Raw genomic sequence first — 23,910 nt, 5'->3', positions numbered from 1 at the left:
CTGCGGACTCCGGCGGCTCGTGCGCGCCGCCCGCTACTCTTCCTGCCCGGTGGCTGGCGCCGGTGCGGCGCCAGCATCCTCGCTGGCGGCAATCTCGGCTCTCGCGGCGGCGATCACGGCGTCCACCGTGTCCTGATCGAAGCCCGGCAGCGATGCGAGCTGCGCCGGATCCGCGTCCAGCACCTTGTCGGCCGTGTCGTATCCCGCGGCTCTCAGGCCGGCGACGACTTCGTCGTGGATGCCGGGCAGGCTGAGCGGCCGCGACTCCACCGCCGACGGTCCCACCGTCAGCCCCTCGAGCTGCGCCTCGACTTCCTTGCGCTTCTCTTCCTCGTTCTTGATGTCGATCTTCCACCCGCTCAGCTTCGCGGCCAGGCGCACGTTCTGGCCCTTCTTGCCGATGGCGAGCGAGAGTTGCCGATCCTCGACGACCACTTCCATCACCCGCTGCTCGTCGTCGACGATCGTCACGCGCTGCACGCGCGCGGGGCTGAGCGCTTTCGTGACGAACGTGACCGGATCCTCGGACCACTCGACGATGTCGATCTTCTCGCCGCGCAGCTCACGGATGATCGCCTGCACGCGCGTGCCGCGCATGCCGACGCAGGCGCCCACGGGATCGACGTCGCGTTCGCGCGAGTACACGGCGACCTTGGCGCGATCGCCGGCCTCCCGGACGGCGCCCCGGATCACGACCGTGCCGTCGTAGATCTCGGGCACTTCCTGCTCGAACAGCTTGATGAGCAGCGCCGGATCGGTCCGCGACAGGATGACCTGCGGGCCCTTGGCGTTCTTCGACACCGCCTTGATCACGGCCCGCACGCGATCGCCGATCGAGTAGTTCTCGGCGCGCGACTGCTCCTTGCGCGGGACCTGCGCTTCGACGCGGCCGACTTCCGCGATGATGTCGCCGCTCTCGAACCGCTTCACCGTCGCATTGACGACCTCGCCGATGCGCTGGCTGAACTCCGCGTAGATCTTCTCGCGCTCGGCCTCGCGCACGCGTTGCGCGATGACCTGCTTCGCCGTCTGCGCCGCGATCCGCCCGAGCTTCTCGGTGTCCTTCGGAAACTCGATCTCCATGCCGACCTCGGCCTCGTCGCCATAGAGGTCCTGCGCCTCCTGCAGCGAGATCTCGCGGGCGGCATTGGTCACTTCAGGGACGATCTGCCGGACGGCGTACAACTCCACCTGGCCGGTGTCGAGGTTGAAGCGCGAGCGCAGGTCTTCCTCGCTCTTGAACACCTTCCGCGAGGCGGCGAGATACGCGTCCTCGATCGCTCCGATGACGATGGACGGGTCGATGCCCTTGTCCTTCGCCACGACCTCAATCATCTGCTGCAACTCAGTTGGCATACGCGTCCCGTCCCACTCAGAATTCCACGTCCAGCCGGCCTCGCCGGATCTTCGCGAGCGGCACTCGATGGACCCGGCGCCCTTCCGTCAAGAGCACCTCGCCGTGCTCGATCCCCGACAGCCGGCCGGCGAACGCCGATTGACCGTCGATCGGCGTCTCGGTGACGATCTTCGCGAGGCGGCCGGCGAACCGCCGGTAGTCCGCCTCGTGCCGCAGCGGCCGATCCAAGCCCGGCGACGAAACCTCGAGCGTGTAGCCGCCGGGCAGCCACGACGTCAGATCGTCTTCGACGTCGAGGAGCGCGCCGAAGTCCTGGCTCACGCGCTGGCAGTCCTCGATGCCCACGGCCTCGTCGAGCCCTTCGGGCCGTCCGTCCGGCGGCGCGGGCCGATCGATGACCACGCGCACGACCCAGCCGGACGCTTCGCGCCGGCACTGGACGTCGAAGATGTCGAGCCCGTGGCTCGCCGCCACGCGGGCCACGACCGCCCGCAGCCGGTCCACACGTTCGGTCGAGATCACGCGATGTGTCCTGAGGGCCCTAAAATGCAAAAAGTGGGCACGGGCCCACTACAAAGGCATTCCCGCTCAGACCACCCCAAAGTATATCAAGCCGGGCGCTCGTCGGGCAACGGCGTGGCGAGAAGATCGTAGCCCACGCTGTCGACGATCCGCGCCTCGACCAACTGGCCGGGGGCGAGCGACGAGGGATCGCACTCGGTGAAGACGACGCTCGAGTCGATGTCGGGGGCCTGACCCTCGGTCCGGCCGGTCATGACGAGCGGCGAATCCGGCGAGGGGCCGTCCACGAGCACACGCGTCACGGCCCCGATCTGCGCGCGCCGCCGCGCCGCGACGATGCCGCGCTGGAGGCGCATGATCCGCTCGCGCCGCGCCTCCTTCTCGGCGGCGGGCACGTCCTCCGCGAACGCGAATGCGCGCGTGTCCTCCTCGTGCGAGTACGTGAAGACGCCCACGTGGTCGAACTGGACGGCCTCGACGAATGCCGCGAGCTCGTCGACGTCCTCGATCGTCTCGCCGGGAAACCCCACGATGAACGTCGTCCTGAGGGTGACGCCGGGCACGCGCGCCCGGATGCGCGCGAGAAGCGCCTCGTAGGCCGCACGCGTGCCGGGCCGTCCCATGCGCCGCAGGACGCTCGATGCCGCGTGCTGGAGCGGCAGATCCACGTAGCGGCACACGCGCTCGCATTCCGCCATCGCGTCGAGCACGTCGTCGGTGATGGTGGTCGGGTACAGGTAGAGGAGCCGGATCCACTCGAGGCCATCGATCGCGTCGAGCCGCCGGAGCAGCCTCGCGAGCGCGCCCCGCTGGCCGCGGTCGTGGCCGTAGAACGTCGTGTCCTGCGAGACGAGCAGCAGTTCGCGGACGCCTCGCGCGGCGAGCGCGCGCGCTTCCTCCACGACCGAGTCTTCGTCGCGCGAGCGGTAAGCGCCACGCAACGTCGGAATGATGCAGAACGCGCAGGTGTAGTTGCAGCCTTCCGCAATCTTCAGGTAGGCGTAGTGTGCCGGCGTCGTGACGAGGCGCGGCGTCGTCGCATCGTAGAGATAGGTGGGCCGGGACGGAGCGTCGAGCAGCGCAGGGCCGGCCGCGCGCGCGGCGGCCGACACGTCGCGCCTGGACTTGAAGAGCGTGACGGGCGCGGCGTGCGGCGCCGACGACGTCCCCGCGACGGCGCCCACGATTGCGGGCACCTCGCCCGTTCCCAGCACGACGTCGATCTCCGGCATCTCCGCGCGCAACCGATCGCGATAGCGTTCCGCGAGGCAGCCGGTGACGATGAGCCGCTGGCAGCTCCCGCGCTTCTTCAGCTCGGCCATCTCGAGAATGGCGTCGACCGATTCCTCCTTGGCGCGGTCGATGAACGCGCACGTGTTCACGATCACGACGTCGGCCGAGGACGCGTCCGCCGTGACGTCGTGCCCGGCGTTGCGGACCATGCCGAGCATCACCTCGCCGTCGACGAGGTTCTTCGGGCAGCCGAGCGACAGCAGACCGACTTTCATCTGGACAGTGGAGGCGACGTCAGTCGGACGTGCGCGATCTGAAGGCCGGCCGAGCCTGGCGCTGGCGTGGCGATGTGCCGATGCCGCACGGTCATGGCGTGAGCCGATGGAGCATGCGCGGGTAGGGAATGGCTTCCCGCAGGTGTTCGAGGCCGCAGATCCACGACACCACGCGCTCGATGCCCATGCCGAAGCCCGCGTGCGGAACGCTGCCGAACCGCCGCAGGTCGAGGTACCACTCGTACGCCTCGCGCGGCAGATGATGCTGGTCGATGCGCTCGAGCAGCAGATCGTAGTCGTCGATGCGCTGCCCGCCACCGATGATCTCGCCGTAGCCTTCCGGGGCGAGCACGTCCACCGAGAGCGAAATCTCCGGCCGATCGGGATGCGGCTTGAAGTAGAACGCCTTGATGGCCGACGGGTAGCCCGTCACGACGAGCGGCCGGTCGAACATCTCCGAGAGGGCCGTCTCGTCCGGGCTTCCGAAGTCCGTGCCCCACTGGAAGGGCAGTCCCTTGGCCTGCAATCTCGACGCGGCGTCGTCGTAGGTCACCCGGGGGAACGGAGGCCGCACGCGCGCGAGCGCCGTCGTATCGCGTTCCAGCACCGACAGCTCACGGGCACGGCGATCGAGGACGCGGGCCACGACATCGGCGACCAGGCCCTCGGCGAGCTCGATGATGTCGTCGAGCGTCGCATAGGCGACCTCGGGCTCCACCATCCAGAATTCCGTGAGATGACGCCGCGTCTTCGACTTCTCGGCGCGGAACGTCGGGCCGAAGCAGTAGACGCGGCCGAGCGCCATGGCGTTGGCCTCGGCGTACAACTGGCCGCTCTGGGTGAGATACGCCGTGTGCTCGTCGAAATACGGCACGGGAAAGAGCGTCGACGTGCCCTCGCACGCCGAGGGCGTCAGGATCGGCGTGTCGGCGAGGACGAACCCTCGGCCGTTGAAGTAGTCGCGCACCGCGTCGATGACTTCGTGCCGGATCCGGAGCGCGGCGTGCTGTTTCGGCGATCGGATCCACAGGTGCCGGCGGTCCATCAGGAACTCGACGCCGTGTTCCTTCGGCGTGATCGGGTACTCGTGCGCGGCGTGCACGACCTCGAACCCGTCGGCGTCGATCTCGAAGCCGCCGGGCGCGCGGCTGTCGGCCCGCACCGTGCCGGTGACGACGATCGCGCTCTCCTGCGGCAGATGATCGGCGCGCGTGAACGTCTCCGGCCCGACGGCGGCCTTCGACATGACGGCCTGGATGAAGCCCGATCCGTCACGCACCTGGAGGAAGTGGATCTTCCCGCTCGACCGGCGGTTCGCGAGCCAGCCGCGAATCGTGACGCGCTCGCCCGCATGCCGGGCGATGTCCTCGATGTAGACCTGCATGTGTGGTTGGGGCGCCTAGTCCTCGACGACGAAGTCGAGCGGTTGCGCCAGATCATCCAGTATGGCCTGAAGGCGCCGCCGCGCGTCAACGGCGCGCCGGAGCACGCCGGCCGCGTCCCCGTGATCGGGCAGCTCGAAGACGAGCGGCCCCGTGTACCCGATCTTCGACAGCGTCATCAGCGTCGCGTGCCAGTCGATGGTGCCGTCGAATGGCACCAGGTGATCGTCGGACCGCCCGCGGTTGTCGTGGATGTGCGTGGTGATGACGTAGCCCGCCAGGGTCTCGGCTGCTTCGGGCGCACCGCCGACCAGGTGCGCGTGCCCCACGTCGAGGCAGACGCCGGCGTCGCCGAGCTCCAGGTCGCCGGAGAGCCACTCGACCAGCGCCTCGGGCGTGGCGAGATCGTTCGGGATGACCTCCAGCGCGAGGCGGACCCGCGCCGCCGCGCAGGCCTCCGCGATCGGCTCGAGGCTCTGCTGCAACGCACTCCGATCGTTGTCGTTGCTCGGGATCGGCTGGCCGTTGGGCAGGCCGAGGTGGAGCACGATCATCCGGCAGCCCAGGACGCGGGCGGCGTCGATGGCCAGCCTCGTCTCGCTCACGGCTTCCGCACGGGCGCGCGCGTCGGTCGTGGCGTTCGAGTACGGCCGTCCCCAGACTCCGCCGACGAAGCCGTCGCAGATCGGCGCATGGACGCTCCACGCCTCGAGGTGCAGCGCGTCGAGCTGACGGCGCAGGTCGGCAACGCTCGACGGCTCGTGATAGGCCACGTGCGTCCGCGTGGCGAAGACCTCGACCAGCTCGAACCCGGCCGACGCGATCGCCTCGAGGTGCGGCCGGCTCAGCCGCTCGCCGTGAAAGAGGTGCGTCGAGATGCCGAAGCCGGGCCTGCCGGTCACGGCCGCAGCTCCGCGACGTACGTCCCGAGCAGCTCGCGCAGACGCGCGAACCGCTGGTGCCGCTGCAGATTGTCGTGCACGTACCGCAACGTCCGCGGAATGTACTGGAGATAGACGGGGTTGCTCCGGACGGTCATCTGGTAGCCGAACGTGCCGAGCGCCTTGAGGTTGCGCTGGAGCGCCATCAGATCGAAGCGTTGCCGGAAGTGCTGGCCGGCGCCGGCGCGGCCCGTCATCGCCAGGTACTCCTCGAGCAGCCGGTCGACGACCTCGTCCGGCAGATCCACGTACGAGTCGCGGAGCAGCGACACGAGATCGTACGTGTCGGGCCCCATCCGCGCGTCCTGGAAATCGATGACGTACAGCCGACCGCCGACCAGCATGAGGTTGCGGCTGTGGTAATCGCGATGGCACAACACCCGAGGCTCGGCGGAGAGCTCCCGGCTGATGCGCAGCAGCTCGGCGTCGAGCGCCGCGCGATCCGCCGGCACGATCGACGCGCCGCGATAGCCCTCGAGGAAGTGCTTGATGAAGAAGTTCATCTCCCAGGTGAGCTTGTCGACGTCGAACGCCACGCCGTACGGCAGGAACTCGGCGCGCATCAGCTCGCGGCCCCGGCGCTGGAAGATCTCGATGTACGACACAGCCTGCCGGTAGAGCGCGAGCCGCTCGTCGGCGTTGGCCGCGCCGATGCTCGCCTGGAGCGTGAGATCGCCGAGGTCGTCGAGCGCCAGCACGCCGAGATCGGACGCTTCGCCGCGCACGTGCGGGATCGGTACCGGCATCTCGGCCAGGAGCGTCGCGACGTTGACGAACGGCAGCGTCGCGAAGTCGAACGGCGCGGCGTACACGGCGAGCACGTACGACGAGCCGGTCCTGGGCAGCACGCGGAAGTACCGGCGATCGGAGGCGTCACCCGTGAGCGGCACGACGCCCGCCGACTCCACGTGATGGCGGCGAAGGTAGTCCGCGACGGCCGCGGGCAGGTGCGCATCGGTCACCGAATCAGTCTACGCGAACCGTTCTCGCGCACCCGAGTCTCGTGCTCACAACGGGAAGACGGCGAGCTGGTCGCGGACGTCGACACGGTCGTCTGGCCGGCACACCGCCGCGGGAAGCACGATCGACCTGCGCGCGCGGAATCCGTCGGGCACCTGCACGCCGCCGGCGACGATGCACTCGTCGAGCACGACGTCGCGGCCCATCGTGCAGCCAGGCCAGATGACGGATCCGGCGGCGTCGCCAGCCGCCGTCGGCGCACCGAATCGCAGGGCCGTCCGCAGGTAGTCGGCCGGCGTGCCGACGTCGATGAACGGGCGCGCTGCCGGCCAGACGCGAATGGTGCCCGGACTGCCGGCGACGAGATCGCGATAGATGCCGTGCACGGTGTCGGCCGCGACGCCGTCGGGCAGCGCCGCGAAGACGGCTGCGTCCACCACCTGCACGCCGACGAAGTGCCAACTGCCCACGGCGCGCTCGCCCCGAGGCACGAAGCCGGTGACCTCGTGCTGCGGCGTCGCCGCGATGCCGTTGTACTGCTCCGGCTGCACGTTCGGCACCACCGCCATCGTCACGCGCGCCGACGAGGCGGCGTGCGCGGCGACGAGCGCCGGCACGTCGACGTCGCACAAGGTGTCGCCGTTGACGATGAGCAAGACGTCCGCAGCGACGAGCGGCAGCGCATGCCGCGGACCGCCGGCCGATCCGAGCAGCGGCTGCTCCCACGAGTAGCGCACCGTCAGGCCCAAGTGCGCGCCGTCGCCAACCGCGGCCGTGATGGTCTCCGGCTTGTGATGAAGGTTGAGGACGGCCTGCTGGATGCCCTGCGTCGCCAGCCAGCTCAGCACCCGTTCGACGAGCGTGCGATCGCCGAGCGGCACGGCCGGTTTCGCGACGAGACGCGTGAGCGGATCGAGCCGCGTGCCGAGGCCGGCGGAGAGGACCAGGGCCGGCAGCGTCATGCGTTGCGCGAATCGTCGAACAGCATGTCGTCCTCGGGCCGGCCCGCGGCCGCACACCACTGGCGCCACAGCGTCGGGTACGACTCGAGCCGGTAGTCGGACGGCGTACGGCCGAGCGACCCCGCGACGCGGGCGATGACGTCGGGTGTGCCCTCGATCTCGACGAAGACGCCGAACGGGACTTGATCGATGGTCAGGCGCGCGGAGGGGAGCGCGTATTCCTCGCGGTACTTCTGTGCACGAAACGTTCGCACGAAGCCGATCGCCGACAGCGCCGCCTCGAGCACGTCCACGTCGTCGACGCGCGTCTCTAGCTCTTCGCGCGACTTGACGGGCCCGGCCAGGACCGGCCCTTTGACGGTGAGATACGCGTCGGCCGCGTCGCGCCGCGTCCGCAACGTCATCCCGCGTCGGCGCAGCCGCCCGTCTGGAAGGTCGAACAGCCGGTCGTCCACCAGCCGCCGTGACACGACGAGGCGGCCGCCGGCCTCGACGATGGCCTGGCGCGCCGCCTCGACGTGCGGGAACGACAGCTTGACTTCCTGCTCGATCATGACGGCCCGGCATCCGCCGGGCCCATCACTCTATCGCTCTATCGCTTGCGAAGCTGGACGAGCACTTCCTGGCCCTGGCCTCCCTCGACGCGCCAGATCACCAGGCGCGCCGTGCGGCCGTTCTGCACGGCCGACAAGGCACCGGTCACGTCCTGCACCGAGTCCACGGCCTGCCCTTGGACGGCGAGGATGACGTCGCCTTCGCGCACGCCCGCCTGGGCCGCCGGCCCGAACGGCGTCACCTCGCTCACGACCGCGCCGCCACGTCCGGCCGGCACCTGCAGCGCGCGCCGCTCGCGCTGCAGCAGCGGTTGCACCGACATGCCGAACTCCGTATCGGTCGGCTCGGCCCGCTCGTCACGCGGTTGGGCGCGCTGGGCCAGGCCCTGTTCCTGCGCGAGATCCAGTTCCTCGACCGTGACGTTCAGCGTCTGCGTCTTCTTGTCGCGCACCACCTTGACCGGCACCGTCGTGCCCGGCGCGGTGCGCGTCACGAGGTTGACGAGGTCGTTGCTGCTCGTCACCGGCTGGCCGTTGAAGTCGACGATCACGTCTCCGACGCGGAGACCGGCGCGCCGCGCAGGACCATCCGGGAGCTGGCTGACGACGGCGCCGCCCTTCGCGGGCAGCCCGAGATCCTCGATGTCCTCGCGCGTGAGCGGGCGCGAGTCGATCGTCACGCCGATGCGGCCACGCGTGACCTTGCCCTTGTGGAGCTGCGGCAGGAGGTCGCGCACCGTGTTGATCGGGATCGCGAACCCGAGCCCGATGTTGCCGCCCGATTGGCCGAGGACGTTGCCGGTGCTGTAGATCATCGTGTTGATCCCGATGACCTCGCCGCGGATGTTCAAGAGGGGCCCGCCGGAGTTGCCAGGATTGATCGCCGCGTCCGTCTGGATGAAGTCGGCGAACCGTCCGTTGCTGACGCGGTTGTGCCGGCCCACGGCGCTGATGACGCCGACCGTCACGGTATTCGACAGCCGGAACGGGTTGCCGATCGCCATGACCCAGTCGCCCGGCGCCATCTGGTCGGAGTCGCCGAACTTGGCTTCCTGCAGGTCCTTCGGCACCGTCGTGAGCTGGATGAGCGCGGTGTCGCTCAGCTCGTCGCGGCCGATGACCTTCGCCGCGAGGCCTTCGTCGCTCTCGCCCATGCTCGACAACGTGACTTCAATCGACTTGGCGTTCTCGACCACGTGGTTGTTCGTCAGGACGTAGCCGTTGACCTTGTCGATGATGAACCCGCTGCCGTCGCCCTGGGTCGGCATCTCGCGCGGACGGCCCTGCTGCTGCGGCGGACGGTTGCCGAACGGGAACGGCAACTGCAGCCCGAACATCTCCTCGTCATCGTCGGCCGCCGGACGGCTGCTGATGACCTTGATGCTCACCACCGCCGGGCTCGAGTCGCGGGCGATGTTCCGGAACGTCGTGGCGTCCACGGGGCCCGACAGCGGGGCGCTGTTGGCCACCGGCACCGAGAACGGGTTGGCGAACGACCCAGGCGCCAGATCCAGGCGCGACGCCAGGATCATGCCGCCGACCACCGAGACGAGAGCGATCAAGACGCCATAAAAGAAAGCTGACTTGTTCCTCGACATATCAAGCTCCGTTCGTCCTTCCTTCGGAGTACTCATTGTCCTCAATTTCGACGCCGGGCGCCCGCGATCGATGTCGCCGGGCGGCGGGCGTCCTTCACGTTCGTACTCCAATCCTCACGAGCTCGTGCTGCCTCGGGCCGGTCACCTCGACGGTGCGGGCGCCGACGACCACGTTGATCTCCGTCCGCACGCCGAACGCCGGCGTGTAGATCCCGGGCTCGATCGTGAAGCCCGTCCCCTCCAGCAGCCGCCGGTCGTCGTGCGTCTCGAAGTCGTCCATGTGCACGCCGTTTCCGTGGACGCCCTCGCCCAGGCTGTGCCCGGTCCGGTGAATGAACGCCGCACCGTATCCGCCGTCGGCGATGACCTGCCGAGCCGCCCGATCGACCTCCCAACCGCGGACCGGCCGCCCCTCCTCCACGCGTGATTGCACCAATCGGACCGCCGCGTCGCGTCCGGCGACGACGAGCGCGAACGCCGTGTGGATCTCGGCCGGCGCGTCGCCCGAGTATCCCATCCAGGTGATATCGGCGTAGACGGCGCCAGGCCGATCCAGCTTGCCCCACAGGTCCAGCAGCACGAGGCTGCCCGATCCGATGCGCCCGCTCTGGTCGCGGGTGGGTGAGTAGTGAGGATTTGCCGTATGTTCGTCCACGGCCACGATGGGCAGCGCGTCCGTCACCAACCCTTCGGACTGCATCCACTCCGCCATGGTCTGCTGCACTTCGAACTCGTGGAGCGGTTCGCGAGCGCCCAGGCGGGCTTCCAGGAGCTCGAACGTCCGATCCTTCACCCGATAGAGCTTCTCCGAGGCGGCGCGATGTGACGCGATCGCCTCGTTGTTCCAGGCGGCTTCGAAGCGGCCGACCAGGTCGCCGGACGAGACCACGCGCACGCCGAGACCGCGGATGAACTCGACCGTCCCGGCGTCGACGCGCGACACGTAGGGGACGGCATTGTCCGGCGAGTACTCCATCGCCACGACGGGCGCGCCCGCGAGCAGCGCGCGAAGACGCGACGCGAGCTCTTCGCGGCCGGCGTAGGTCTCGGCTTCGCCGGGAAGCTCATCCAGCACTCCCGGTTCGATGGCATGGACGAGCTTTCTCGGTGCCCCGTCCGCTGGGATGAAATAGAACCACCGCCGCGTGGTGTGCCGGCCGGCGAGCCCGGCGAGCTTCGCGGCGATGGCATTCTGTCCGTGGAAGTCGTACAGGAGCCAGCCGTCGAGCCCATCGGTCCTCAACTGCTCCTGCACCTTCCCGATGTCGAGCGGCATGCGCGGATGAGCAGCTCCCGTGCCATCGGCACCAAGCTGCGTACTAGGACGGCGGCGGCGCGTGGAAAGTTTTCGCAACCGGCCGCGGCCTCACATCTCGCCGTTCCAGTCGTCCGGCTCGGACGCCGTGGATCGGAAGACCTCGAGGTGCCATTTGCCGCCGCCCCACGGCTCGATGACGTCGGCGGCGACCACGTCGACGAGGATTTCGGCGAAGCTGCGGTGCTCCGGGTCGTTCTCCAGGTGATACGCCTCGTCGTCCCAGACGAACGTCGGGTAGAGCAGCACCGTCAGGAAGAGGTCGAAGCCGTCGTCGATCACCTGCACCTGGCCGACGGGGCGTTTCTGCGTCGAATGATAGACGAGGTACTTCTCGGCGCTGTGCGCGCGGATGTAGCGCTTCAGCGTGAACTCGCGCGCGACGATGTCCTCGACGGCGATCTTCTTGTCCCAGCACTCGTGGCAGTAGCGCTCGTCGCCGCGGGGTTCGGAGACGTCCTTCGCGCCACAGAGCGCACAGCGGACACGTTCGGCGGTCTTTCGGGCCATTCGAGGAATTATATGAAACCGGAGACGCCGCATCGCGGCGTCTCCGCCTGTCTACTCCTGCGCCTGCAGCGCCTGCGACCTGACGGCCGGGGCGTACGCGCGTTCGGCGTATTCCTTGAGCATGCGGCGCGCCGAGAAGCGCGGCGTGATCGTCAGGATCGCCTGCTTGACCATCGCCAGCCAGCGCCGCGGCACGCCCGCCGCGTCCCGGTCGTAGAACGTCGGCACGATCTCGTGCTCGAGCAGCTCGTACAGCGCTTCGGCGTCGGCCGCATCCTGCGCGCCGGGATCGGGCGAGGCCGCCCGCCCGACGATCTGCCAGCCGTTGTGCCCGCTGTAGCCTTCCGCCCACCATCCGTCGGCGATGCTCAGGTGGAGGACGCCGTTCATCGCCGCCTTCATGCCGCTCGTGCCGCTGGCTTCGAGCGGCCGGCGAGGCGTGTTGAGCCAGACGTCGCAGCCCTGCACGAGCAGGTGCGCGACGTGCAGATCGTAATCGTCGACGAAGGCGATGCGGCCGCTGAACCTCGGATTGACGGCCTCTCTGAACACGTGCTGGAGGTGGTGCTTGCCGGCTTCGTCGGCCGGATGCGCCTTGCCCGCGAAGACGAACTGCACGGGCCGGTCGAGGGCGGTGACGAGCTGCGCCAGCCGATCCAGGTCGCGGAACAGCAGATCCGGACGCTTGTAGGCGGTGAACCGGCGGGCGAAGCCGATCGTGAGCGCGGACGGATCGAGCAGCAGGCCGCTCGCCATCATGCGGTTCGCGGCGGCCTGTTCGTCGGCCCAGCGCGTGCGCGCGCGTTCACGGGCGAACTGGATCAGGTAGGCGCGAAGCGCCTCGCGCGCGGCCCACAGCTCGGCGTCCGGAATGTCGAGCACGCGCTGCCACATGGTCCGGTCGTCGTACTGCTCGCGCCAGGCCGGGCTCACGTATTTCTCGAACAGCTTCGCCATCGTCGCCGCGACCCACGACGGCACGTGCACGCCGTTCGTGATGGTGTTCACCGGCCGCTCCCGCGACGGTACGTCGGGCCAGAGCGGCGCGAACATGTCGCGCGTGACGTCGCCGTGGAGCTGGCTCACGGCGTTGACGAACCCGGCGGACCGCATCGCCAGCGCCGTCATGTTGAACTGCGAGCCCATGCCGGAGTCGTACGTGCCGAGGCCGAGGAACTCGCTGGCGTGGCCGTTCATCGTGCCCCAGCAGTGCGCGAGCTGCTGCTCGACGAGATGGAACGGGAAGGCGTCGTGGCCCGCCGGTACGGGCGTGTGCGTCGTGAACACCGTCGTGCGGCGCACTTCGTCGAGCGCGTTCTCCCAGGACCGGCCCGCGGCGAGGAAGTCGCGGAGCCGCTGCAGCACGACGAACGCGGCGTGCCCTTCGTTCAGGTGCCAGACGGCCGGCGTGAGCCCGAGCGCTCGCAGCGCGAGCACGCCGCCGAGACCGAGCACGACTTCCTGCTGCAGCCGCGTGTCCTGCCCGCCGCCGTACAGCCGTGCGGACAGCTCGCGGTCCCACGGCTGGTTGTCCTCGAGATCGGTGTCGAGCAACACCAGCCGCACGCGGCCGAGCGTCACGTTCCACACGCGGACCGTCACGGTGCGGGTGCCGAGCGGCACCGTGACGAGGCACGGGTGGCCGTCGGGCGTGTACGCGTGCGAGACGGGCGCGCTCGTCCAGTCGAGCCGCTCGTACACCTCCTGCTGCCAGCCTTCGGGCGACACGCGCTGCCGGAAGTAGCCCTGCGGATACATGAAGCCGACGCCGACGAGCGGCAGCCCGAGGTCGCTGGCCTCCTTGCAGTGATCGCCGGCAAGGACGCCGAGGCCGCCGGCATAGATCGGCAGCGACTGGTGGAGCGCGAACTCGGCGCAGAAGTACGCCACGACGTGGCTCCGGTCCGGGTCGATGTGCTCCTGCCACCAGGTCGTGGTCGCCGCGCGCATCGCGTCGAGCGCCGTGATCGCCGAGTCGTAGTACGACAGGAAGACCGGATCCTGCAGCGCCCGCGCCAGCGTCTCGGGCTTCAGCCGATCCAGCATGCGGACCGGGTTGTGCCCGGTGTAGCGCCACTGGTGGTAATCGAGCCGGCGAAACGTCTCACGCGCCGGGTGCCACGCCCACCAGAGATCGTGCGCGAGCTCGCGCAGCCGGTTGACACGAAGAGGAAGCTCGAGAGGTTCAGGAAAACTCATGCGACAGCCGGGGACACGAAATGAACGAGGATTCGGCGAGAAGGCGCCGGGGCATCCGTCAATCGATCGGTGCCGCGCCGCCACGATATGCTACGCCAACCATGGAGGTACGCATAACTCGACTTCGCGACGACCTCGCGCTGCCGAGCTATCAGACGGCCGGAGCGGCCGGCTTCGATCTCGCGTCCAGCCTCGGGATGACGATCGGGCCTGGGGAAGTGGCGCTCGTGCCGACCGGCCTCGTCATCGAAGTGCCGGCCGGCCACTTCCTGGCGATCTTCGCCCGGAGCAGCACGCCGTTGCGTCGCGGCCTGATGGTCGCCAACGGCGTCGGCGTCGTGGACTCGGACTACTGCGGGCCCGGTGACGAGATCAAAATCCAGGTGATCAACGTGACGTCGCGACCCGTGACCGTCGAGGCTGGCGACCGTCTCGCGCAAGGCGTGGTCCTGCCGTTCGTACGGGTCGCGTGGCAGGAGACGCGCGAGATCGGCCGCGAGACGCGCGGCGGCTTCGGCGCCACCGGCACCCGGTAGCGCGCCGGCACGGCGGCTCATCCGGCGCACTCAGCGCGACGACCGCGCGGCGCGCGTCCGATCCGACGGGATCCTGACGATCGACACCGCGAACCCGCCGGCGCCCGGCGAGATGCTGACCGTCCAGCTCTGCGCTCGATGGCCGCGGGCCACCGTCCGTCCGACGATCGTGCCCACCGTCCCGCCCACGATCACGTCGGTCATCCAGTGCGCGTCGTCACGTACTCTCGTCCACCCGATGAAGCCCGCCAGCGCGTAGGCCGGCAGGCCGGCGCGCCAGCCGTAGTGCTCGCCCACGACGGCTGCCGTGAGGAACGCCGACGAGGTGTGACCCGACGGAAACGAGTGAGGGCCGCCGCTCGGGCGGCGGCGATCGACGCCGAGCTTGAGCCCGTGCGTCACGAGCCCGGTCAGGAACTGGCCGCGGATGAGGTCCGCGCCGAGATGACTCGTCGGGCGGTGGTGCACCGCGACGCCGAGCACGTACGTGCCGACCGCAATGCCCGCCTGCGTCCAGCCGTCGCCAGCGACGCGACCGACCGACGTGTACGCCGCATGCGGCCTGGCGGCCATCCAACCGGCCACGTTGTCGTCGGACGGATGCGTGACGAGTGCTCCGACGCCGCCGACCGCCAACGCCGCGGCGGTCGCGGTTGACGGCAGGGCCGCGACGTCGTGGCCCAGGTTGGCGATGAGGCCGGTGAACGGCCGATCGGGAGGAGGCGCGGCGGCCGCCGGCACGGGCGCCTGCGCGGCGCCGGCAATCGTCAGGCCGACGGCGAGCAGCGACGCGGCACCGAGCATGTCGTCGTTCTCCTCTTCAGGGGGGCCTGAATTGACCTGGTTCTCGGTCGACTGCGGCGCACCGTTCAGGCGGCGCTCATCGTCGCTGATTCATTCCCGTCGTGCAAGCGTCGCGCGAGCACACGGTGGACGTCAGGGAAGCGGCGCCAGCACGGTCGCGGCCTGTTCCATGGCCGCCGCAATCGCGGCGTCCACGGCGGCGGTCGGCCGCACGTCGGCCTGCTGGACGACGTCGAAGAGCAGATTCAATCGGTCGAGCGCCCGGCGGAGATCGCCGCGCCGCTCGGCGTCGGCCGTCCGTTCCAACGCCGCGACGAGCTCGGCCCGCTTCGCGTGAATCGTCCGACCGAGCTTGAGCAAGGCCGCCAGCTCGGTGGGCGGTGTGCGCAGCCGCGGATCGAGCCGCACGAGCACCGCCTGCCGTTGCGGCTGCCCGGCGGCGGTCAGCCTCACCTGGTAGGCGCCCGGCACGACCATCGGCGCGCGCCCCTCGATCGGCGTGTACCGCAGATCCCAGACGACATGGTGCAAACCGGGACGACCATCGAGCGCGGCGGGCGCGTCGGCCGAGGAGAACCGCCGGATCACGTCGTTCGTCGCCGTCTCGATGATTTCGAGCGTCACCGGCTCCGAAACCGAGGCGCCGATCAAGTAGAAGATCCACGCGCCCGTGGGCGGGTTGGGGGCCGAGCCCGGTTCGGCCGGGCGCTCGCTCGGCGTCACGGCACCAGTGCGCCAGGCCGTGGCGGGACGAAACAGGAACGCGCTGGCCCGAGCGATGTCGGCGGTGATCTGGCGGAGCACCGAGAGATCGTCGAGCGCCCAGAAGCCCCGGCCTCCCGTCGCGGCGACGAGCGTGGACTCGCGGATCGCCAGATCCTTCACGGCCGTCGGCGGCAGGTTCAGGCGGAGCGGTTGCCACCGATCCCCGTCGTCGAACGAGACGAACACCGACCGCGCGGTGCCGGCGAAGAGCAGCCCGCGCCGGAATTGATCCTCGCGGACAACGTAGGCCGTCGCGTCGGCGGGCAGCGACGAGCCGACGTCCGTCCACGTCGTGCCGCCATCGCGCGTGCGCAGCACGTGAGGCGCGGCGTCGCCGAGACGCCGGCGATCGACGGCCACATAGGCCGTATTGCCGTCGAAGTGCGACGGCTCGATCGCGGCGACGCGCGACCAGTCCTGTGTGGCTGCGGGCGTCACGTCGCGCCACGTCGTGCCCCCATCGCGCGTGACATGGACGGCGCCGCCGTCCGTCCCGGCCCAGATCGTTCGCGCGTCGACAGGGGACGGCGCGAGCGCGGCCACCTGGCTGCGGACGCGGCCGACGCCGGCGTCGACGTCTTTTGCCAGCGGCGGGCTGATGGCGGTCCACGTGTAACCCGCGGTCGTCGATTTCCAGATGACGTCGCCGGCGACGAGCAGCGCGCGCGTGTCGGCCGGCGCGAAGGTCACCGGCGGCGCCGGTCGACCGTTGCGCTCGCCGATGTCGGGCCCCACTTCCTGCGTCTGGCCGGTCCTCCGATCGTGCCGCGACAGGCCGCCGCTGTACAGCACGTCGGGATCGTTCGGATCCGGACGGACGACGCCGCGGTCGCCTGGACCGATCGGGCGCCAGTCCTGCCGCGTCACGCGCCCGGAGTCGCCTCGAAGCGCGAGACAGCCCGCTCCCGAGGCCGGGTCCGAGCCGCACGCACGAAACGGGTAGACCGTGTCGATCGCGACGCTCGAGAACTCGCCGAACGGCTGCGTGTCGGGCTCGCTCCAGGATTCGCCGCCGTTGACCGTCACGAGCGCCCCGCGGCTGCCCGCCACGGCCGCCACCGATTCGGCCTGGGGGTTGATCCAGAGATCCTCGTAGCGGGCGTCGCCGGCATCGTCGATCCAGCGCGAGAACGAGCCGCCCAGATCGGTCGAGCGCCACACGCTCGCGCCCGTGACGTACAGGATCGACCGGCCCGACGGGTCGCGTGCGGCGACGACGCGTCCAGCTTCACTGGCGCCGAGCGCTGCCGTGCCGCCGGCCGCGGTCCACCGCTCGCCGCCGTTGGTCGAGACGTAGAGCCCGGCACCCGGCCCGCCGGAAGCGAGCGCGAACACGCGCGTGCTGTCGGACGGCGCGACGGCCAATGTCAGGCGGCCGGTGAACGGACCGGACGCTGCCGCGGGCGTGTCCAGCCTGCGCCACGTCACGCCCTCGTCGGTGGACTTGTACACGCCCGACTCGCTTCCGCTGACGGCTTCGCCATCCCACGGCCGCCGGCGAACGTGCCACAACGACGCGTACGCGATCGACGCCGCGCTGGGATCCAGCACCACGTCCGCAGCGCCCGTATCGGATCCGCCGGACAGGACGCGCGCGAACGTGCGCCCGCCGTCGATGGATCGAAAGACACCGCGCTCGGCGTCGGCTGAGGACGGCGACCCGAGGACCGCGACGAGCACGCGGTCGGCATCCCGCGGATCGACCGCGATGCGTGCGATGTGCTGCGTGGACGTCAACCCGAGGCGCGTCCACGTGCGGCCTCCATCGGCGGAGCGGTAGATGCCGCCGCCGCGGTTGGCTCGATCGCGATCCGCGCGCGCGCCCGTTCCGGCGTAGACGATCTGCGGGTTCGATGGCGCGACCGCGATGGCGCCGATCGAGCCGACGGCCTGCTCGTCGAAGAGCGGCTGCCAAGTGCGGCCGGCGTCGGTCGTCTGCCAGACGCCGCCGTCCGCCGTCCCGAGATAGAGCACGAAGGGTCGCGACGCGACGCCAGCCACGGCCGTCGCGTAGCCCCCGCGGAAGGGCCCGAGGCTTCGCCAGCGCAGATCCTGCAGCACGGACGGATCGGCACCGGCCTGATCGCGGGCCACGAGGCGCGGCGCCAGGAGCGCCAGCGCGGCAAACGCGATCGCGGCACGCATGGTCGAGGGTGCGCTCACGTCGAGTGCGACGATCTTAGCAAAGAGGTCCGCTATGATTCGGCTCGGAGGTCTCCGTGCCGCCGTTCTCGTCCGACGCGCTCGTCATCTTCGGGGTTAGCGGCGACCTCGTCTACAAGAGCATCTTCCCGGCGCTGCAGGGGCTCGCCGACGCCGGGCAGCTCGAGGTGCCGGTGATCGGCGTGGCGCGGTCCGAGTGGACCCGCGACGACCTCGTGAGCCGGGCGCGGGCGAGCCTCGAAGCCGCCGGGGCCTTCGACGAGCCGCGCTTCGGCTCGCTGGCCGATCGGCTGCGCTACGTGCGCGGCGACTATCGGGATCCTGAGACGTTCGCGGCGCTTCGCCGCGCGCTCGGCCGTGCGCGGCATCCGCTGTTCTACCTGGCGATCGCGCCGAGCGCTTTCCCGGACGTCGTCGACGGCCTGGCGCGCGCCGGCTGTACCGAAGGCGCCCGCGTCGTGCTCGAGAAGCCGTTCGGCCGCGATCTCGCGTCGGCGCTCGAGCTCGATCGCGTGCTGCACCAGCACTTCGAGGAGCCCAGGATCTTCCGCATCGACCATTACCTCGGGAAGGAACCGGTGCAGAACCTCCTGTACTTCCGGTTCGCCAACCGGTTCCTCGAGCCGATCTGGAACCGCGATCACGTCGAGCGGATTGAAATCACGATGGCCGAGGAAGACGGCATTCGCGCCCGTGGACGGCTCTACGAGGAGCTCGGCGCGATTCGCGACGTCGTCCAGAACCACCTGCTGCAGGTCGCGGCGCTGCTCTTGATGGAGCCGCCGGCCGGCCACCATTCGGAGGCCATCCGCGACGCGAAGGCGCTGGCGTTCGCCGCCATGCGGCCGCTCGATCCGGCGGAGGTCGTGCGCGGCCAGTACGACGGCTATCGCCAGGAGGACGGCGTGGCGCCCGATTCGGACGTCGAGACCTACGCCGCGCTCCGGTTGCACGTCGACTCGTGGCGGTGGGCGGGGGTGCCTGTCTACATCCGCGCGGGCAAGCGGCTCCGCGGCAGCGCGACGGAGGTGACGGTCGTGCTCGAGCGTCCGCCGCTCGCCGTCTTCGAGGACGTCGTCGCCGCGGCGCCGAATCACGTACGGTTCCGGTTGAGCCCGGACGTCGTCATCGAGCTCGGCACGCGCGCCAAGCGCCCGGGCGACGCGATGGCCGGCGAGGCCGTCCATCTCGACGCGTGCCGGAGCACGAGCCACACCGTGCCGGCGTACCAGCGGCTGCTGGGCGACGCGATGCGCGGCGACCAGATGCTCTTCGCGCGAACCGACGCCGTCTCGGCGTCGTGGCGGGTCGTCGAGCCCGTGCTGACCACGCATGCGCCGGTCCGGCTCTACGCGCCCGGCAGCATGGGACCGGCCGATGCTGACCGGCTGCTCGGCGATGCGAGCTGGCACGATCCGGTCTGAGTCAGCGCCGTGTGCCTGCTGCTGGGTGCCGGTTCTCCCGTCACGCTGCAGCGGTCCCTGGTTCACCGCACGGATCCTGCGGTCGCTCCGCCGGACTCGCCCGCCACGGTGCGCTCGCTTCAACCCAGGTCGATCCGTTCGTTGATCGCCGCGACGAGGTGTTCGAGCGCGACCTCGTTGAAGCCGCCGCGTTCGACGATCACGTCGGCGTACCGGCGCGCCGGTTCGACGTAGGTGTCGTGCATGGGCGCGACGGTCGCGGCGAACTGCTCCTCCACCGACGCCACCGACCGCCCACGTTCCGCGACGTCCCGCTGGACCCGTCGCCGCAGTCGAGTCGTCCTGTCCACGTCCACGAACACTTTCAAATCGATCAACGACCGCAGGCGGACATCCGAGAGCACGAGGATTCCTTCGATGACAATCGCGGGGCGTGGGTGGATGACCTCCACCTCACGCGTGCGAGCATGACGGGCGAAGTCGTAGATTGGGATCTCGGCGCGCGCGCCGCCACGGAGCTGCTCGAGGTGGGTGACGAGCAGCGTCGTGTCCAGCGCGTCCGGATGGTCGAAGTTCCGCTGGACGCGATCGTCGAAGGGGATGTTCGACAGATCGCGATAGTACCGATCGTGCTGGACGATGACGACGGCATCGGGGCCGAGCCGTTCGAGCAGGCGGCCGACGAGCGTCGTCTTGCCGCTGCCAGACCCGCCCGCCACGCCGACGATCAGAGGCATCGGGCGGATTCTAGTGCGGTGCTTGGTATACTGTGACGTTCCTGCTGCCCGCCCGGGCAGCGGCGCGGCACGTTCGCGGAAGTGGCGGAATTGGCAGACGCGCAAGCCTCAGGAGCTTGTGGGAGCAATCCCGTGGAGGTTCGAGTCCTCTCTTCCGCACCAGCTTGAAAAAGCCCCGATTTCGTCGGGGCTTTTCCGTTGTGAGCGTCGAGAGAACGCGACCGCCGTGCTCCACCTCACTGCACTGCGGCCCTGAAGTGGGGATTCTCGATGATCCCGATCACGTTGCCGAACGGATCGGCGACCGTCGCGACCTTGATCCCCTCGCCGACCTCCTGGATTGGGTGTCGTGGCGCGGCGCCGTGCGCCAGCAGGTGCGCGTGCGCCTCGGCGATGTCCGGCACGCCCCAGTAGGCGACGGCGTTGTCGCCGACCGTGACGTGCGCGACGTCCGGATCGAGGCCCAGCTCGTAGCCGCCGATCTCGAAGCCCACGTAGAACGGCTGGTCGAAGTACGGCGCGACGCCGAACGCCGACGTGTACCACGCCTTCGCCGCGGCCAGATTCGGCGCGTGATAGATGACGGTTCTCAGTCCGAGAAACATGACCACTCCCTCGTGCGCAAGGTGGCGCGCAGCCCGGCGCCGCGCACACTTCTTCCTCGTGTTCGCGTCCGCCTACGTCTGCAGTCCTGCGAAAAGGGGCGGCAGGTAGGGGCTTCTGATTGACGATCGGCTGAAGCCCCGCTAGGAACGGCAGAAGACTACCATGCCCCCTCGACCGACGTGCGACGTCCCAGACTGGGGCAGACTAGGCCGATGAGCGAGAAGACGCCACGGCCGAATCCGCCAGCGATCGCGGTCGAGCGGAACCGGCCGCCGCAGCGGCCGCCGGCGCTCCTCTTCGCCCGACCTCCCGGTCGCGGCCGTATCGTGCGGCTCTGCTTGTTGGCCGCGGCCTTCTGCGCGCCGCCCGTCGTGTCGGCGCAACCCCCCGATCCGCACGCGGTCCAGCCCGAACGGCCGAGCGTCGCCACGCACGCCGCCACCGTCGCGCCCGGCTGGCTCGAGCTCGAGTTCGGCGCCGGCCGCGAGTCGTCGCACGGCGTCTTCCTCGACATGAGCCTGCCGCTGAACGTCAAGCTCGGCGTCGCGCCGGCCGTGCAGTTCGCGATCTCGATGATGCCGACGCACGTGGCGGGCGGCGACGGGTTCACCGCCGAGTCGGTCGCGCTCTCCCTGAAGTGGCGCCTCGCTGACGACGTGCCGCTGTTTGGTGCTGTTGCGCTGCTGCCGTCGGTGCAGGTTCCGGCGTTGCACGCCGCGGACGCGTCGCCGGGTGCCGGCCTCGTCCTGATCTCGAGCATCACCGTGCGCGGCGTCTCGCTCGATTTGAACGTCGGGTACGCGCGGCGCGCGCGCGGCGACGCGGCCGACGCGTGGACGTCCGAAACGATGTGGGCGGCTGCTGGCGGCGGACCGATCGCCGGTCCGCTCGCGTGGGGCGCCGAGATTTTCGGTATCCATGACGTCGCGCAGGACCGCCGGCGCTCGCGCGCCGCCGGTGTGCTCGCCGGCCTGACGGTGACCGCGCGCCCATGGCTCGCATTCGACGTGAGCGGCGTGCTGCCAGCCGCCGGCGTGCAGCCACGCGCCATCCAGGCCGGCGCCGTCTGGAACGCCGGCCGATTCTGGCGTCGCGGCGCGGCCCGTCCGGCGCGGCCCGCGCTGGCGCCGAGGACCGCACGCGGCGTAGTACGCTGACGCGGTGCCTGCCGCCGCTACGTCGTTTCCGCTGCCGCTCGACGCGTACGACGATCGCGGGCGCGCGTTGCTCGAGACGCTCGGCGCGCGCATCGCGGCGGATCCCTTCAACCTGATTGCGACCGCGATCTTCGTCGTCGCCATCCTGCACACGTTCGCCGCGTCCCGGCTCAGCGGGCTCGCGCACCGCGTGCAGCGCGCCCACGACGAAGCCGAACGGGCCGCGGGCCGCTCGGCGCATCCGAGCGTGCTGGCCGAGCTGCTGCACCTTGCCGGCGAGGTCGAGGTCGTGTTCGGCCTGTGGGCGGCCGTGCTGCTGGCCGCCGCGGCGTACGCCAAGGGCTGGGACGCCGCCCGTGACTACGTCGCGCACGGTGTCACCTACACCGAGCCGATGTTCGTCGTCGTCATCATGGCGCTCGCGTCCACGAGGCCGATCGTGGGGCTGGCCGAACGCCTGCTGCGGCGGATCGCCAACCTCGGCGGGGGAGGGCCCGCGGCATGGTGGGCGACGATTCTCGTCCTCGGTCCGCTGCTCGGATCGTTCATCACCGAGCCGGCGGCGATGACGATCTGCGCGCTGCTCCTCGCGCGCCAATTCTACGATCTCGATCCCACGCCGGCGCTGAAGTACGCGACGCTCGGGCTGCTCTTCGTCAACGTCTCGATTGGCGGCACGCTCACGCACTTCTCGGCGCCGCCCGTGCTGATGGTCGCCCGCGTGTGGGCTTGGGATACGCCCTTCATGCTCGTGCACTTCGGCGCCGGGGCGTTCGCGGCGATCGTCGCGTCCACCGCGCTCTACTTCCTGCTGTTCCGGCGCGAACTGCTGGCGCTCAATCGGCGCCTCGCGACGCTCGATCTCGAAGAACCCGACGAGGCGGCGCCGCGGAGGGCCCAAACGCTGCTGCCAGTGCCCGCGTGGATCACGGCCGTCCACGTGGCGTTCATGGGCTGGACGGTGTTCACGGCGCACGAGCCGGCGCTCTTCGTCGGCGGGTTCCTGTTCTTCCTCGGGTTCGCGAAGGCGACGGCCGTGTTTCAAAGCCGGCTCGAGTTGCGCGCACCGCTGCTCGTCGGGTTCTTTCTCGGCGGCCTCGTGATCCACGGCGGCCTGCAGGGCTGGTGGATCGCGCCAGTGCTGTCGAGCCTGGCCGAATTCCCGCTGTTCCTCGGCGCCACGGTGCTGACGGCGTTCAACGACAACGCCCTCATCACCTACCTGGCCACGCTCGCGCCAGGCTTCCACGACGCCCTGAAGATCGCGGTGGTGCAAGGCGCCGTCACGGGCGGCGGCCTGACCGTCATCGCCAATGCCCCGAATCCTGCCGGACAGGCGCTGCTCAGCCGGTTCTTCGGCGGGTCCGTCGCGCCGCATCGCTTGCTCGCCGGCGCCGCGGTGCCGACCTTGATTGCCGCGCTGTTGTTCAGGCTGAGCGCCTGACTGCCCGAGACGGCCTGAGGTCGAGGTCGCGTACCGTCTACGCACCTCCCCATCTTCCGACCAGGCGCCTCACGCTCCCCTGACGATGAGCCGCATGCCGGGTTCGAGCCCGGCGCGGCCGATCGCCCCGACGGCCATCTCGATCGTCGCGAACGCCCCGAGCGCCGCGCTCATGCGCCACGGCTGCACGGAGCGGCGCACTTTGACGATCCGCCCGTCGCGCGCAACGTGGACGATGTCGATCGGGAAGCGCATGCCGATCGTGTGCACCGCCCAGCACGGCGCGATCACGAGCGCCACGCCGTCGGCGAGCCCGTCGCGCCCGAGCAGGCCGCGGTTGCGCGACGCGGAGTCGGTGGCCAGCTCGACCGAGGTCGCCACGATCCGCGCGCGATCGGCGGTCCAGAGCGCGTGGGGTTCAGCGGCGCGGCCCATGGCCGATTGGAGGAAGTGAGGGGCGCTCACG

General features: G+C 70.0%; 21 protein-coding genes and 1 tRNA gene. 5 read left to right on the top strand and 17 right to left on the bottom strand.

Annotation, left to right across the window (positions count from 1 at the left end):
• Positions 1–33: 33 nt before the first annotated feature.
• The 12 genes from nusA to glgP form a co-directional block, all read right to left on the bottom strand.
• Positions 34–1,356 (bottom strand): transcription termination/antitermination protein NusA, encoded by a 1,323-nt coding sequence (gene nusA, locus IT184_10880; protein MCC7009312.1) that lies wholly within the window; start codon positions 1,354–1,356, stop codon positions 34–36.
• A gap of 16 nt (positions 1,357–1,372) precedes the next feature.
• A complete protein-coding gene (locus IT184_10875; GenBank protein ID MCC7009311.1) occupies positions 1,373–1,879 on the bottom strand; it encodes a ribosome maturation factor RimP in 507 nt (168 codons plus the stop codon).
• Between the two features lie 86 nt (positions 1,880–1,965).
• Positions 1,966–3,387 (bottom strand): 30S ribosomal protein S12 methylthiotransferase RimO, encoded by a 1,422-nt coding sequence (gene rimO, locus IT184_10870; protein MCC7009310.1) that lies wholly within the window; start codon positions 3,385–3,387, stop codon positions 1,966–1,968.
• Between the two features lie 91 nt (positions 3,388–3,478).
• On the bottom strand, positions 3,479–4,771 hold the full coding sequence (gene asnS, locus IT184_10865) for an asparagine--tRNA ligase (protein ID MCC7009309.1): 1,293 nt from the start codon (positions 4,769–4,771) through the stop codon (positions 3,479–3,481).
• A gap of 15 nt (positions 4,772–4,786) precedes the next feature.
• Positions 4,787–5,671 carry a sugar phosphate isomerase/epimerase gene (locus tag IT184_10860; GenBank protein MCC7009308.1) on the bottom strand — a complete coding sequence of 295 codons (885 nt, stop codon included), beginning with the start codon at positions 5,669–5,671 and terminating at the stop codon, positions 4,787–4,789.
• The gene (locus IT184_10855; GenBank protein ID MCC7009307.1) at positions 5,668–6,672 is read right to left on the bottom strand and encodes a phosphotransferase; all 1,005 of its coding nucleotides are present in this window, start codon (positions 6,670–6,672) and stop codon (positions 5,668–5,670) included. Before IT184_10855 ends, IT184_10860 begins: the two co-directional genes overlap by 4 nt.
• Positions 6,673–6,717: 45 nt before the next feature.
• Positions 6,718–7,632 (bottom strand): NTP transferase domain-containing protein, encoded by a 915-nt coding sequence (locus IT184_10850; GenBank protein MCC7009306.1) that lies wholly within the window; start codon positions 7,630–7,632, stop codon positions 6,718–6,720.
• Positions 7,629–8,186, bottom strand: a complete 558-nt coding sequence (gene cyaB, locus IT184_10845) for a class IV adenylate cyclase (GenBank protein MCC7009305.1) — start codon at positions 8,184–8,186, stop codon at positions 7,629–7,631. The genes IT184_10850 and cyaB overlap by 4 nt, the downstream gene beginning before the upstream one ends.
• Before the next feature lie 38 nt (positions 8,187–8,224).
• Positions 8,225–9,748: a PDZ domain-containing protein gene (locus IT184_10840; protein ID MCC7009304.1), complete on the bottom strand. Its 1,524-nt coding sequence runs from the start codon at positions 9,746–9,748 to the stop codon at positions 8,225–8,227.
• Between the two features lie 130 nt (positions 9,749–9,878).
• Positions 9,879–11,060: an aminopeptidase P family protein gene (locus tag IT184_10835; protein MCC7009303.1), complete on the bottom strand. Its 1,182-nt coding sequence runs from the start codon at positions 11,058–11,060 to the stop codon at positions 9,879–9,881.
• Positions 11,061–11,150: 90 nt separating this feature from the next.
• Positions 11,151–11,609 carry a hypothetical protein gene (locus IT184_10830; protein ID MCC7009302.1) on the bottom strand — a complete coding sequence of 153 codons (459 nt, stop codon included), beginning with the start codon at positions 11,607–11,609 and terminating at the stop codon, positions 11,151–11,153.
• A 51-nt stretch (positions 11,610–11,660) separates the two neighbouring features.
• Complete coding sequence (gene glgP, locus IT184_10825; protein ID MCC7009301.1) at positions 11,661–13,808, bottom strand: alpha-glucan family phosphorylase; 2,148 nt, start codon at positions 13,806–13,808, stop codon at positions 11,661–11,663.
• A gap of 101 nt (positions 13,809–13,909) precedes the next feature.
• On the opposite strand from glgP, the gene dut reads away from it, so the two are divergent.
• Positions 13,910–14,344, top strand: coding sequence for a dUTP diphosphatase (dut, locus tag IT184_10820; GenBank protein MCC7009300.1), 435 nt, complete (start codon positions 13,910–13,912; stop codon positions 14,342–14,344).
• A 30-nt stretch (positions 14,345–14,374) separates the two neighbouring features.
• Here dut and IT184_10815 read toward each other — a convergent pair whose 3' ends face one another.
• Together IT184_10815 and IT184_10810 are read right to left on the bottom strand one after the other, a co-directional pair.
• Positions 14,375–15,148, bottom strand: a complete 774-nt coding sequence (locus IT184_10815; GenBank protein MCC7009299.1) for a phosphatase PAP2 family protein — start codon at positions 15,146–15,148, stop codon at positions 14,375–14,377.
• Between the two features lie 132 nt (positions 15,149–15,280).
• Positions 15,281–18,076 carry a glycoside hydrolase gene (locus IT184_10810; protein ID MCC7009298.1) on the bottom strand — a complete coding sequence of 932 codons (2,796 nt, stop codon included), beginning with the start codon at positions 18,074–18,076 and terminating at the stop codon, positions 15,281–15,283.
• Positions 18,077–18,132: 56 nt separating this feature from the next.
• Here IT184_10810 and zwf point away from each other — a divergent pair, with 56 nt between their 5' ends.
• Positions 18,133–19,500 (top strand): glucose-6-phosphate dehydrogenase, encoded by a 1,368-nt coding sequence (gene zwf, locus IT184_10805; GenBank protein ID MCC7009297.1) that lies wholly within the window; start codon positions 18,133–18,135, stop codon positions 19,498–19,500.
• A 119-nt stretch (positions 19,501–19,619) separates the two neighbouring features.
• Here zwf and udk read toward each other — a convergent pair whose 3' ends face one another.
• Entirely contained in the window at positions 19,620–20,246 is a 627-nt protein-coding gene (gene udk / locus IT184_10800) for a uridine kinase (GenBank protein ID MCC7009296.1), read from the bottom strand.
• Between the two features lie 66 nt (positions 20,247–20,312).
• Between udk and IT184_10795 the strand changes: the two genes are divergently transcribed.
• Positions 20,313–20,399 (top strand) — tRNA-Leu (locus tag IT184_10795).
• Positions 20,400–20,473: 74 nt separating this feature from the next.
• Here the strand turns inward: IT184_10795 and IT184_10790 are convergent.
• Positions 20,474–20,842 (bottom strand): VOC family protein, encoded by a 369-nt coding sequence (locus IT184_10790; protein MCC7009295.1) that lies wholly within the window; start codon positions 20,840–20,842, stop codon positions 20,474–20,476.
• Between the two features lie 213 nt (positions 20,843–21,055).
• On the opposite strand from IT184_10790, the gene IT184_10785 reads away from it, so the two are divergent.
• Positions 21,056–22,000: a hypothetical protein gene (locus IT184_10785; protein MCC7009294.1), complete on the top strand. Its 945-nt coding sequence runs from the start codon at positions 21,056–21,058 to the stop codon at positions 21,998–22,000.
• A 4-nt stretch (positions 22,001–22,004) separates the two neighbouring features.
• Positions 22,005–23,444: a putative Na+/H+ antiporter gene (locus IT184_10780; GenBank protein MCC7009293.1), complete on the top strand. Its 1,440-nt coding sequence runs from the start codon at positions 22,005–22,007 to the stop codon at positions 23,442–23,444.
• 69 nt (positions 23,445–23,513) lie between these two features.
• Here the strand turns inward: IT184_10780 and IT184_10775 are convergent, their stop codons facing one another.
• The gene (locus tag IT184_10775) at positions 23,514–23,879 is read right to left on the bottom strand and encodes a DUF192 domain-containing protein (GenBank protein MCC7009292.1); all 366 of its coding nucleotides are present in this window, start codon (positions 23,877–23,879) and stop codon (positions 23,514–23,516) included.
• Between the last annotated feature and the right edge of the window lie 31 nt (positions 23,880–23,910).

The sequence above is a fragment of the Acidobacteriota bacterium genome, assembly GCA_020853395.1.
In the GTDB taxonomy this organism is placed as follows: domain Bacteria; phylum Acidobacteriota; class Vicinamibacteria; order Vicinamibacterales; family SCN-69-37; genus JADYYY01.
Note: the sequence above shows the minus strand (reverse complement) of the source record. Positions and strands in the feature narration are given on the sequence as shown.